The organism is Mycobacterium sp. E3298 (assembly GCF_001666895.1).
In the GTDB taxonomy this organism is placed as follows: domain Bacteria; phylum Actinomycetota; class Actinomycetes; order Mycobacteriales; family Mycobacteriaceae; genus Mycobacterium.
The window spans coordinates 1-12,046 of the sequence record NZ_LZJB01000427.1 but is presented as its reverse complement, the minus strand read 5'-3'; the positions used below and the strand labels follow the sequence as shown (position 1 = coordinate 12,046).

Annotated in this window: 8 protein-coding genes and 4 pseudogenes; 5 read left to right on the top strand and 7 right to left on the bottom strand. The window is 69.4% G+C overall.

Features of this window, described 5'->3' with window-relative positions; all coding sequences use genetic code 11:
- The 4 genes and pseudogenes from A9X05_RS20390 to cydC form a co-directional block, all read left to right on the top strand.
- Positions 1-1,228 (top strand): cytochrome ubiquinol oxidase subunit I (locus A9X05_RS20390; RefSeq protein WP_067783762.1); only part of this gene is annotated, 1,228 nt, incomplete at its 5' end.
- 35 nt (positions 1,229-1,263) lie between these two features.
- Complete coding sequence (gene cydB / locus A9X05_RS20385; RefSeq protein WP_067783759.1) at positions 1,264-2,304, top strand: cytochrome d ubiquinol oxidase subunit II; 1,041 nt, start codon at positions 1,264-1,266, stop codon at positions 2,302-2,304.
- Between the two features lie 74 nt (positions 2,305-2,378).
- Positions 2,379-3,992: a thiol reductant ABC exporter subunit CydD gene (cydD, locus tag A9X05_RS20380; RefSeq protein ID WP_067783765.1), complete on the top strand. Its 1,614-nt coding sequence runs from the start codon at positions 2,379-2,381 to the stop codon at positions 3,990-3,992.
- Positions 3,979-5,711 (top strand): annotated as a pseudogene (cydC, locus tag A9X05_RS20375) (thiol reductant ABC exporter subunit CydC). The gene cydD and the pseudogene cydC overlap by 14 nt, the downstream one beginning before the upstream one ends.
- Here the strand turns inward: cydC and A9X05_RS20370 are convergent.
- The 5 genes and pseudogenes from A9X05_RS20370 to A9X05_RS20350 form a co-directional block, all read right to left on the bottom strand.
- The gene (locus A9X05_RS20370; RefSeq protein WP_067783768.1) at positions 5,624-7,021 is read right to left on the bottom strand and encodes a bifunctional lysylphosphatidylglycerol flippase/synthetase MprF; all 1,398 of its coding nucleotides are present in this window, start codon (positions 7,019-7,021) and stop codon (positions 5,624-5,626) included. The pseudogene cydC and the gene A9X05_RS20370 sit on opposite strands and share 88 nt — an antisense overlap.
- 142 nt (positions 7,022-7,163) lie before the next feature.
- On the bottom strand, positions 7,164-8,087 hold the full coding sequence (locus A9X05_RS20365) for an acyl-CoA thioesterase II (RefSeq protein WP_067783754.1): 924 nt from the start codon (positions 8,085-8,087) through the stop codon (positions 7,164-7,166).
- A gap of 161 nt (positions 8,088-8,248) precedes the next feature.
- Positions 8,249-9,667, bottom strand: a complete 1,419-nt coding sequence (pyk, locus tag A9X05_RS20360) for a pyruvate kinase (RefSeq protein WP_067752435.1) — start codon at positions 9,665-9,667, stop codon at positions 8,249-8,251.
- 66 nt (positions 9,668-9,733) lie between these two features.
- The gene (locus tag A9X05_RS20355) at positions 9,734-10,135 is read right to left on the bottom strand and encodes a DUF2752 domain-containing protein (RefSeq protein ID WP_231978439.1); all 402 of its coding nucleotides are present in this window, start codon (positions 10,133-10,135) and stop codon (positions 9,734-9,736) included.
- Between the two features lie 59 nt (positions 10,136-10,194).
- A pseudogene (locus A9X05_RS20350) lies at positions 10,195-11,307 on the bottom strand (prolipoprotein diacylglyceryl transferase family protein); the annotation flags it as partial.
- On the opposite strand from A9X05_RS20350, the pseudogene A9X05_RS20345 reads away from it, so the two are divergent.
- Positions 11,294-11,485, top strand: a pseudogene (locus tag A9X05_RS20345) (prolipoprotein diacylglyceryl transferase family protein); the annotation flags it as partial. The pseudogenes A9X05_RS20350 and A9X05_RS20345 overlap by 14 nt on opposite strands.
- Here A9X05_RS20345 and A9X05_RS31230 read toward each other — a convergent pair.
- Both A9X05_RS31230 and trpA read right to left on the bottom strand, forming a co-directional pair.
- Positions 11,484-11,606 (bottom strand): annotated as a pseudogene (locus A9X05_RS31230) (prolipoprotein diacylglyceryl transferase); the annotation flags it as partial. The pseudogenes A9X05_RS20345 and A9X05_RS31230 sit on opposite strands and share 2 nt — an antisense overlap.
- On the bottom strand, positions 11,603-12,046 hold a 444-nt coding region (gene trpA, locus A9X05_RS20340), incomplete at its 5' end, for a tryptophan synthase subunit alpha (protein ID WP_067783744.1). The gene trpA and the pseudogene A9X05_RS31230, both read right to left, overlap by 4 nt.

Genomic DNA, 12,046 nt, shown 5'->3' with positions numbered 1-12,046 from the left:
GTATTCGCGGTTCGTCGGCGACATCTTCGGCGCGCCCCTGGCCATGGAGGGGTTGTTCGCGTTCTTCTTCGAGTCCACCTTCATCGGGTTGTGGATCTTCGGCTGGGGCCGCCTGCCGAGACTGGTCCATCTGGCCTGCATCTGGATCGTCGCGATCGGCGTCAACGTGTCCGCGTTCTTCATCATCGTGGCGAACTCGTTCATGCAACATCCGGTCGGCGCGCACTACAACCCGGCCACGCACCGGGCCGAGCTGGACAGCATCACCGCGCTGCTGGGCAATAACACTGCGCGGTGGGCGTTTACCCACACGGTGACCGGCTCGTTGCTGACCGCGGCGACGTTCGTCGCGGCCGTCGGCGCGTGGTTCCTGGTCCGGTCCCGCCGCCCGGAAACCGCCACCCCCGCCGCCGAATCGAACGCGCGCACCATGTTTCGGCCCGCGGTCATCCTGGGCTGCTGGGTGGTGCTGCTCGCCGCCGTCGGCCTGTTCTTCACTGGCGACCGCCAGGGCAAGCTGATGTTCGTTCAGCAACCGATGAAGATGGCGTCGGCGGAATCGTTGTGCGGCACCGAAACCGACCCGGACTTCTCGATCCTCACCGTCGGCACGCACAACAACTGCGACAGCGTCACCCGGGTGATCGAGGTTCCCTACGTGCTGCCGTTCCTCGCCGAGGGCCGGACCAGCGGCGTGACGTTGCAGGGCGTCCGCAATATCCAGCAGGACTTCGAACAGCGATTCGGCCCGAATGACTACCGGCCCAACCTGTTCGTCACCTACTGGTCGTTCCGCGCGATGATCGGTTTCCTGGCGGTGCCCATCCTGTTCGCGCTCGCGGCGCTGTGGCTCACCCGCGGCGGCCGGGTGCCCAACCAACGCTGGTTCTCCTGGCTGGCGCTGCTGACGATTCCCACGCCGTTCCTGGCGAACATCTCCGGGTGGGTGTTCACCGAAATGGGCCGGCAACCCTGGATCGTCGCCCCGAATCCGACCGGCGACCAACAGGTTCGGTTCACCGTCCACGAGGCCGTGTCCAACCATGTGCCCGGCATGGTCATCACGTCGCTGGTGACCTTCACCCTGGTCTATGCGGTGCTTGCGGTCATCTGGTTCTTCCTGCTCAAGCGCTACATCACCGAAGGGCCGCGGGAGCACGACGCCGAGCCGGCTCCCCCGCCGGCGCCCGGCGACGACGAGGTGGCCCCGCTTTCGTTCGCGTACTAGCCCTGGATCCAGGCACTCAGGAAGGGAGCTGACCGATGGGACTGCAGCAATTGTGGTTCGGCATAATCGGATTGCTGTTCCTCGGCTTCTTCGTTCTGGAGGGCTTCGACTTCGGCGTGGGCATGCTGATGGAACCGCTCGCGCGCGTCGGCATCGGTGAGCCCGAGCCGATCCGACGCACCGCGCTCAACACCATCGGCCCGATCTGGGACGGCAACGAGGTCTGGCTGATCGTCGGCGGCGCAGCGATGTTCGCCGCCTTCCCGGGCTGGTACGCCACGGTGTTCTCGACGCTGTACCTGCCGCTGCTGGCCATCCTGTTCGGCATGATTTTGCGGGCCGTGGCGATCGAATGGCGCGGCAAGATCGACGACACGAGGTGGCGGGGCTGGGCCGATTTCGGCATCGCGGCCGGGTCCTGGCTGCCGGCGATCCTGTGGGGGGTGGCCTTCGCCATCCTGGTCCGCGGCCTGCCGGTGGACGCCGACGGCCAGGTCCACCTGTCGATCACGGACGTGCTGAACGCCTATACGCTGCTGGGCGGCTTGGCCACCGCCGGGCTGTTCCTGTTCTACGGCGCGGTGTTCATCTCACTGAAGACTTCCGGCGCCATCCGCGACGACGCCCACCGGCTGGCGGTGTGGTTGTCGCTTCCGGTGACCGGACTGGTTGCGGCGTTTGGGATCTGGACGCAACTCGCCCATGGCAAGAACTGGACCTGGCTGGTGCTCGCGGTGGCGGTGGTGGCGCAGCTGGCGGCGGTGCTGCTGGTTTGGCGGCGCCTGTCCGACGGCTGGGCGTTCGCCTGCACCGCGACGGTCATCCTGTCGGTGGTGATCCTGCTGTTCGGCGCGCTCTACCCGAACCTGGTGCCCTCGACCCTGAACAAGCAGTGGAGCCTGACCATCTACAACGCCTCGTCGACGCCCTACACCCTCAAGGTCATGACGTGGGTGACGGCCTTCATGGCTCCGCTGACGGTGGTGTACCAGGCGTGGACGTATTGGGTGTTCCGGCAACGAATCTCGGCGGATCGGATCCCGCCGTCCATCGGCCTGGCGAGGCGGGTGTCCTGAGCGCGACCGACTCGCCACCCGGTTCGAGAGCGCGGGGCCCGTTGGACCCGCGACTGTGGCGGGCATCGATCGCGCTGCGCCGCTACCTGACCGCGACCATCTGCTGCGGCGTGGTGATCTCCGGGTGCGCGATCGGCTCGGCGATCGTGCTGGCGAACGTCGTCGCCCGCGCCGTCGGCGATCACTCGGCGCGCGGCCTGCACGCCTGGATGGGACCGCTGTCGATTCTCGTGCTGCTGTGGACGCTTCGCACGCTGGCACAGTGGCTGCAGGCCCGGTTGGGCCAGCGCGGCGCCAGCGCGGTCATCGCCGACCTGTCCGGTCAGGTGCTGACGGCGGTAACCGCCCGGCAGCCCGGTGAACTCGCCGCCCAACGGGACGCCGCCGCCGTGGTGGTCACGCGGGGTCTCGACGGCCTGCGTCCCTACTTCACCGGATATCTGCCCACACTCGTGCTCGCCGGGATCCTGACCCCGGCGACCGTCGCCGTCGTCGCGCTGTACGACCTGAAATCGGCGGCGATCGTGGCGATCACCTTGCCGCTCATACCCGTATTCATGGTGCTGATCGGCCTGGCCACCGCCGACCGGTCGGCGGCCGCCCTGGCCGCCATGACGACGCTGCAGGGGCGGCTGCTCGATCTCATCGCCGGCATCCCCACGCTGCGGGCGCTGGGCCGCGCCCGCGGACCCGAACGGCGCATCGCCGAACTCGCTGCGGCGCATCGCCGCTCGGCCATGGCCACGCTCCGGATCGCCTTCTTGTCGGCACTGGTGCTGGAATTGCTGGCGACACTGGGCGTGGCGCTGATCGCGGTGGGGATCGGACTGCGGCTGGTGTTCGGTGAGATGACGTTGGCGACCGGCCTCACGGTGCTGTTGCTGGCGCCCGACGTCTACTGGCCGCTGCGCCGAATCGGTGTCGAATTCCATGCCGCCCAAGACGGCAGGACCGCCGCCGACAAGGCCTTCGCCCTCATCGGCGAGCCGACTCCCCCGCGGACCGGGGATCGGACCGTCACCGCCCGCGGGGCGGGGATCCGACTCGACGGGCTCAGCGTCGCGGGGCGCGACGGTCAGGCGCCGCGCGACCTCACCGCGCTCATCGAGCCGGGCGCGGTGACGGTACTGACCGGACGCAACGGCGCCGGCAAAAGCACGGCGCTGCAGGCGATCACCGGGATCACCGCACCGACGTCGGGCCGCGTGACGGTGGCCGGCATCGACGTCGCCGACCTGGAGCCGGCCGCATGGTGGCGGCAGTTGTCCTGGCTGCCGCAACGCCCGGCGCTCGTCCCGGGCACGGTGCGGGACAATCTGATGCTGTTCGGCGAGCTGGACGACCTGGAGACGGCCTGCGCGGCTTCGGGTTTCGATGCGGTGTTGGCCGACCTGCCGGAGGGGCTGGGTACCGTGCTGGGCCGCGGCGGCGTCGGCCTTTCGCTGGGGCAGCGGCAACGGCTCGGCCTCGCCCGGGCGCTCGGGTCGGCCGCGCCGGTGCTATTGCTCGACGAGCCCACCGCGCACCTGGACGCCCGCGCCGAGCGACGCGTGCTGCGGGCCATCGTGGAGCGTGCCCGCGCCGGTGCGACCGTCGTGGTCGTCGGGCACCGCGAGCCGGTGCTGGCCATCGGTGACCGGGTGGTGGAGGTGGCCGCCGACAGTGGGGCGCGTTATGCCGCAGTCTGATCCGCTCCGGGCGGCCGCGCCGCTGCTGCGCCCGAGGCTCGCCCGCATCGTGGCGGCGATCGCGCTGGGCGTGCTGTCGCTGGGCAGCGCGCTGGCGCTGGCCGGTGTCTCGGCCTGGCTGATCACGCGGGCCTGGCAGATGCCGCCGGTGCTGGACCTCTCGGTCGCGGCCGTCGCGGTGCGCGCGTTCGCCATCTCGCGGGCCGTGTTGCACTACTGCGAGCGTTTGGTCACCCACGACGCCGCGCTGCGGGCCGCCGGCACCGCCCGGGCGCGGATCTACGATCGGCTGGCCCGCGGGCCCGCGGCGGCCGCGGTCCGACTGCACAGCGGCGAGCTGGTGGCACGCGTGGGCTCCGACGTCGACGAACTGGCCAACGTGCTGGTGCGTGCCGTGGTGCCGATCGGGGTCGCCGCAGTGCTGGGGCTGGCGGCGACCGCCGTGGTGGCGGCCATCTCGCCGCAGGCGGGGGCGGTCCTGGCGATCTGCCTGCTGCTTACCGGCTTCGTCGCGCCGCGGTTTGCGGCCAGGGCCGCGGCCCGGCAGGAAAGCGTTGCCCGGCAGCATCATTCCGAGCGGGACACCTCGGCGATGGTCGCCCTCGAGCACGCGCCCGAGCTTCGCGTGGCCGGCGTGCTCCCCCGCGTCATCGCCGAATCCCAACGCCGTCAACGGGCGTGGGGCGCCGCGCTCGATGCCGCGGCCAGGCCGGCCGCCTTCGCCGAGGCCGTGCCCACCGCCGCGATCGGGGTCAGCGTGCTCGGCGCCGTGGTGGCCGGCATCGGGTTGGCGCCGTCGGTCGCGCCCACCACCCTGGCCGTCCTGATGTTGTTGCCGCTCTCCGCCTTCGAGGCGATGACACCGTTGCCGGCCGCCGCGGTCCAGCTGACGCGGTCGCGCATCGCCGCGCGCCGGCTGCTCGACCTGACGGCGACCGATCACGCGCAACCCGAAAACCCCACGGCGGCGGCCCCGCCCGAGCCGACCGCAGTATTGTCGGCCGACATTCACTCCGGCCACACCGAGGCCACCCGCTCGAACCGCATCACACTCGACCTGCCCCCGGGTGCCCGGCTGGCCGTTACCGGCGCCAGCGGCTCCGGCAAGACCACGCTGTTGATGACGCTCGCCGGGCTGCTCCCCCCGCTGCGGGGACGGGTGACGCTCGGCGGCACCGACCTCTTAGAGTTCGAGGAAGGGGAATTACGGCGCGCGGTCGGCTTTTTCGCTGAGGACGCGCACGTGTTCGCCACCACCGTCCGAGACAACCTGCTGGTCGCCCGGGGCGACTGCCGGGACGACGAACTGGCGGCCGCCCTGGATGCGGTCGGGCTTGGCGCGTGGCTCGCGGGTCTGCCCGACGGCCTGTCGACGGTGCTGACCGGTGGGGCGCAGGCGCTTTCGGGCGGTCAGCGCAGGCGGCTGCTGCTGGCGCGCGCCGTGCTCTCACCCGCCCGGATTCTGTTGCTCGACGAGCCCACCGAGCACCTGGACGCGGCCGACGCCCAATCGATCCTGCGTGACCTGCTCGGACCGGATTCTGAGCTGGTGGCCGCCGGCCGCACCGTGGTGGTGGCCACCCACCACCTACCCGACGGCATCGGGTGTGGCGAACTGCGCGTGGACGCCCTCAGAGATGTCGCCGGCGCGGCATGAACTCCAGCGACAGCAAGACGATCAACAGCGTGACGATCTGGGTCATCGACACCAGGGCGTAGCGCCGGGCGTCGAGCGCGTGGAACTTACGCACGTACCGGTAGAGCGACTCCAGCGCGATCAATGGGTCGAGGACGTGGATCAGCCGATAGAAAACGCGCTGGGCGCGGCTGCGGTTCTTCTCGTCGAAGATCTCCGGGAACGCCGCGAAGGCAAGAGAAAGCCGTTGTGCGCCAATCTCTTTGCCGGCCATGATCATGTCGATGCTGAGCCGCTCGTCGATGCCGTTGGGGGCCCCGCGCCTGCGCCACGGCACGTCGAGGGTGATGTCGCTGCCGCCGCCGGCCGTCGCATACCGGTGGAAGCCCTGCACGGTGCCCGAGGCGTCCCGGGCGAGGATCAGCTGGATGCCGGGGAAGCGTCCCTCCAGCACGCCGTCGAGGTTCATGTGGAACCCGCGTTCGGTGTGTGCCGCCTTGCTCGACGCCCGCACCACCTCGGTCAGCTCGGCCAGTTGCTCACTGGTGAGCTCCTGTTCGGAGACGATCTCGGTGGTGATGCCGCAGTTGTGCGAGCGCTTCACCGCCTGGCGCAGGTTGCGGAACTTGCGGCCCACCATGTCGAAAGTGGCTACGTCGACGACCACGTCGCGACCGATCGGCACGGCGCGCAACGACTGTCCGAGCAGCGCGGCGTCGCTCCACAATCCCAGCCTCCGCTCGCTGCAACCCACGACCGCGATCCGCCATCCGTGGGCGTGGCACATGGCGGCGAAGTCGGCGACCAGTTCGGGGAATCGAGACTCGTCGCCGATCGGGTCGCCGCCGACCACCGCGATGCCCAGGCGCGTCCGGTAGGCCAGCGCCGCGCCCCCGTCGGCGGTGAAGTGGTAGCTCTTGCCGGTCTGCATCGCGAACGGCGCCAGCGGGTCGTCTTTGGTGGCCTGGATCAACCCCCAGATCCGGGGCAGATCCCCGGGACGCGGGTGCGACGCCGTCGGCCACATCAGGATCACGCCGGAACCGGCGATCACCAGGTCGCCGAGCAGATCGAAGGACAGCACGTGCAGCCCCAGGCCGGCCAGCACGAACCCGGCGGCCGCGGCGGCGTGCAGGGCCGTCACGGGACGGCCCAGGAAGATGCCGCGCGCGATCCACGCCACCGCCACCAGCACCGTCAGCGACCAGGCCAGCCGATCCGTGTAGTGCCACGCGGGCTGGTGATGGTGGCGAACGAGGATCTCGGCCAACCAGCAGGTGGCACTCAACAGCGCCAGGGCCCCGATCAGCCGGGCGGCCCGCGAATCGACCGAGACGACCACGCGTTCCCGCCCGCGAGCCTTCGCTGAGGCGTCGACCAACGGCCCGCTCACACTCACCTCCCGATGCGCTGTCATTCCAGCTGGGCGGCTGTCTGCCGCCACTGCACCGAATACCCGGCTGCTATGAACTTACGCCCGGTCCGGGCCCTGACGGGCCCAAATCATGGCGATGTCCTGCGGGTATTCACCCGGTCTATCGGCGGGTGGGCGGAAAGTATTTCAGCACCCCTTCTTGCACCACCGTGGCGAGCAGCTGCCCGGAGCGGTCGAAGAAATGGCCGGTGCCGAGCCCGCGCGAATCCGCGGCCACCGGCGACGATGTCGCATACAACACCCAGTCGTCGAAGTTGACCTGCCGGTGAAACCACACCGAATGGTTGGCGGAGGCGGCGAAGATACGGTCGAACCCCCAGGACAGCCCATGCCTGGTGATCACCGAGTCCAGCACCGTGGTGTCCGAGGAGTACACCATGGTCGCGGTGTGCAGGACCGGGTCGTCCGGCAGTTTGCCGCCGGCCTTCATCCAGACCCGGTTGTGCGGCAGCCGATCGCCCTTCTGCCGCATCACCCACGCCGGGTCGTTGGTGTAGCGCCACTCGATCGGCTGCAGGGCGTTGACGAAGTGCGGAACGGTTTCCTCGTAGCCGCGCAGCAGCTCGCTGATCGGCGGCTGCGTTTCGGGCTCGCCGACCTGCGGCGGGTCCACACCGTGCTCGAGGCCCGGGCCGCCGGACATGTAGGAGATCATCGCGGAGGACAGCAGCACGCCGTCCTGCACGGCGTCCACGCGCCGATTGGCGAAGCGCCGCTCGTCGCGCAGCCGCGTGACGTGGAATTCGATGTCCTTGGCGGTGTCGCCCCCGTTGACGAAGTGCACGGACAGCGCGCTGGGCGGCAGGTCCCCCCGGACCAGGGTGCGGCTGCTCGCGACGAACGACTGGGCCATCAGCTGGCCCCCGAACGTGCGCATCGGGTTCTTGGTGGGATGAGACCCGACGAAACGGTCGTCGGCGACCCGGGTGAGGTCGAGGGTCGCAAGCAGTTCCTTGAAATCGGAATCGGTGCTGATCGCGGCCTCTCCTTGGCTCGATGGCCCGCCCGGACGGGCTGGCTTCATCGCCCGGCTTTTCCTCAGTCCGCTAGGCGGACCGCATCGTCGTCGGGCTGGCTTCATTGCCCGACTCCTCCTCGGTCCGCTACGCGGACCGCATCGTCGTCTGGCTGGCTTCATTGCCCGACTCCTCCTCGGTCCGCTACGCGGACCGCATCGTCGTCGGGCTAGACGTCGTCCTCCCCGATGCGGTGCACATGGATGAGGTTTGTCGACCCTACTGTGCCAGGTGGCGCGCCGGCCACGATCACCACCAGGTCACCGCGCTTGTAGCGACCCAGTTCCAGCAGTGACTTGTCGACCTGACGGATCATGCCGTCGGTGGACGTCATCATCGGGACGATGAACGTCTCGGTGCCCCAGGTCATGGCGAGTTGGCTGCGGACCTCGGGCCACGCCGTGAACGCAAGCAGCGGCAGCGGGGTGTGCAGGCGCGCCAGCCGCTTGACGGTGTCGCCGGACTGGGTGAAGGCAACCAGCGCCTTGGCGTCCAGGCGCTCGCCGATGTCGCGGGCGGCGTAGGAGATCACCCCGCGCTTGGTGCGCGGCACGTGCGTCAGCGGCGGGGCGGCGGTGGAGTTGTCCTCGACGGCGCAGATGATCCGCGCCATGGTCCGCACGGCCGCCAGCGGGTACTTTCCCACCGACGTCTCGCCGGACAGCATCACCGCGTCGGCGCCGTCGAGCACGGCGTTGGCGACGTCGGAGGCCTCGGCGCGCGTCGGCCGGGAGTTCTCGATCATGGAGTCGAGCATCTGGGTCGCCACGATGACGGGTTTGGCGTTCTCCCGGGCCATCTGGATGGCCCGCTTCTGCACCAGCGGCACCTCTTCCAGCGGCAGCTCGACGCCGAGGTCACCGCGGGCCACCATGATGGCGTCGAAGGCCAGCACGATCGCTTCCAGATTGTCGACGGCTTCCGGCTTTTCCAGCTTGGCGATCACCGGCACCCGCCGCCCGACCCGGTCCATCACCTCATGCACCAGCTCGACGTCGGACGGCGAGCGCACGAAGGACAGAGCGACAAGGTCCACACCGAGATCCAATGCGAACGTGAGATCCTCGATGTCCTTCTCCGACAAGGCCGGAGCGGTCACATTCATCCCCGGCAGTGACATGCCCTTGTTGTTGCTGACCGGGCCACCCTCGGTGACGGTGCAGATCACGTCGTCGCCATCGATGCCTGCAACCACCAGTCCGATGTTGCCGTCGTCGACCAGCACCCGGTCACCGACCGCGGCGTCCGCCGCCAGCCTCTTGTAGGTGGTCGACACGCGGTCGTGGGTGCCCTCGCAGTCCGCGACGGTGATGCACACGGTTTCGCCGTCGGCCCAATACGTGGACCCGGTGGCGAAACGGCCCAGCCGGATCTTCGGCCCCTGGAGGTCGGCGAGCACACCGACCGCGCGGCCGGTGGTGTCGGAAGCGGCCCGCACCCGCTCGTAGGCGGCCTTGTGGTCGGAGTAGTCGCCGTGGCTGAAGTTCAAGCGGGCGACGTCCATTCCCGCCTCGACCAGCGCCAGAATCAGCTCGTCCGAATTTGTCGCAGGGCCAAGGGTGCAGACGATCTTTCCGCGTCTACTCACGCCGACCCAGCATAGTCGCGTGGGCCCCCCACGGTCCGACTTAACGGGTTGTCGCGCCGCGAGCGGCTACCCACTCTGAATCGCCGGAAACAACGGGAAGCCGGGCAGGTTACGCACCATCGTCCACGCGATGACGGCCAGCACCATGGTCAGCCAGGCCGCCGTCGAGAGCGCGGCTTTGCCGCGGCCGCGGCGAACCAGCAACCATCCGGCCAGCATCGGGATGCCGACCAGCAGGAAAACATTGTCGTTGACGGCGGCGGCCAGGTGGCCGTGCAACAGGTCGTGGGTCATCCGCAGGCCCCCGCAGAACGGGCAGTTCCAGCCGGTGAGCCACTTGAAGGGGCATTGCGGATACAACGAATTCGTGTTGTGCGGGTCGACCAGCCCGACGTAGCCCAACGCGCCGCCGAGCACTGCGGCGGTGCCGGCGGCGACGTAACGGCCCGGGCCGTGACGCCGTTCCACCGCTTGGCCGGCGGAATGCGGTTGCGTCACGTTCTCAGCATGCCAGACCGAGCCGGCCGCTAGCTGTTCGACGGCCGATTCCTTCGCAGCCTCCAGCGGCTGCGTGGCGTCGTGTACGGCTCGGCGGCCGAGGCCGGTTCGGCCGAGTCCTGTGCCGGCTTTGGCTCGGGTTCGGCGGCTTCGGGTTCCTCGGCTTCGGGCTCTTCGGCTTCGGGCTCTTCGGCTTCGGGCTCTTCCGCCTCTTCGGCGTCTTCGGCTTCGGCCTCTTCGGCTTCGGCGTCTTCGGCTTCGGGCTCTTCCGCCTCTTCGGGTTCTTCTTCGTCGGCCTCTTCGGCCTCTTCGGCTTGGGGCTCTTCTTCGTCGACCTCTTCGGTTTCGGCCTCGGGCTTTTCGGCTTCGGCTTCCCCGGGCTCCGCCGCCTCGGCACTGACCGTCTCGGCCTCTGCGGTTTCCGGCTCGTCGGCTTCTTCGGCTTCGTCGGCCTTGTCCGTTTCCGCGGCGTCGGCGGATTCGGTGCCCGCCGCGCCCGCCGCCGTCGACGACCCGGCGGCGACGGCCGCAAGCTCGTCCGCCGGCTCCTCTGCCGCCGATTCCTCGGCCTCCTTGCCGCGCAGGCTCTCGGGCGCCTCCCGTCCCTTCGGCGCCACCATGATGTACACCACGGCCCCGATGAACACGAAAGTCGATGTGAACGAATTGATCCGGATGCCCGCGATATGGGTGGCGGTGTCGTCGCGGAGCAGCTCGACGCCGAACCGCCCGATGCAGTAGCTGGCCACGTACAGCGCGAACAGTCGCCCGTGGCCCAGCGCGAATCGCCGGTCCGCGTAGATCAAGATGGCGAAAACCAGGACGTTCCAGATCAATTCGTACAGAAAGGTCGGCTGCACGACGAGTGCCACCTGACCCGTCGACACACCGTCCAGCGAATGCGGGTCGACGTATCCCGATGGGTCGCGGCGGTAGAAGATCTCCAGACCCCACGGCAGGGTGGTTTCGCGGCCGTAGAGCTCCTGGTTGAAATAGTTGCCCAGCCGGCCGATGGCCTGCGCCAGGACGAGTCCCGGGGCCACCGCGTCGGCGAAGGCGGGCAGCGGAATGCCGTGCCGCCGGCACCCGATCCACCCGCCCACACAGCCGAGCGCCACCGCGCCCCAGATGCCCAGCCCGCCGCAGGGTGTCTGGCACCTTGGGCCCCTGCCCATTCGCGCGTACGCGCTGTTCATCATCACCGGGATCGTGGTGGCGCTGTTGATCGGCGACCGCCGCTGGGAGGCCCGCGGCGGACAGCGCGGCGTCATCTATGACATCGCGTTGTGGGTGGTGCCGTTCGGGCTGGTGGGCGGGCGCCGATCAACAGCGCCACCACGATCCCGGTGATGATGAACAGCGCGTACGCGCGAATGGGCAGGGGCCCAAGGTGCCAGACACCCTGCGGCGGGCTGGGAAAGTACGTCGGCAACGTCGTCATCGGGCGGACGCCTTCTGCCGGACGCCGGCGGCCAGTTCCTCGGTCAGTTCCCGCAGCGCGGGCAGGCCACCCGCACCGAGCGCCGACACCAGCGCCGAACCGACGATCACGCCGTCGGCGTAGCTGCCGATTTGGGCGGCCTGCTCGCGCGACCGCACCCCGAGGCCGACGCCGACGGGTATGTCGGACACCGCCTTCACGCGCTGCACCAACTCGGGCGCGGCCTGCGACACCGCGTCACGCGCCCCGGTGACGCCCATCGTGGAAGCGGCGTAGACGAATCCGCGTGACGCGTCGACGGTCATGGCCAACCGTTCCGGCGTCGACGACGGCGCGACGAGAAAAATGCGGTCCAACCGATGCTCCTCAGCTGCCGTCAGCCACTGCCCGGCTTCGTCGGGGATGAGGTCAGGAGTGATCAAGCCGTGCCCGCCGGCCGC

Excerpts from the sequence above, each read along its gene's own strand:
- cydB (WP_067783759.1), top strand. The coding sequence starts at position 1,264 with ATGGGACTGCAGCAATTGTGGTTCGGCATAATCGGATTGCTGTTCCTC.
- A9X05_RS20365 (WP_067783754.1), bottom strand. The coding sequence starts at position 8,087 with ATGAAGCCAGCCCGTCCGGGCGGGCCATCGAGCCAAGGAGAGGCCGCG.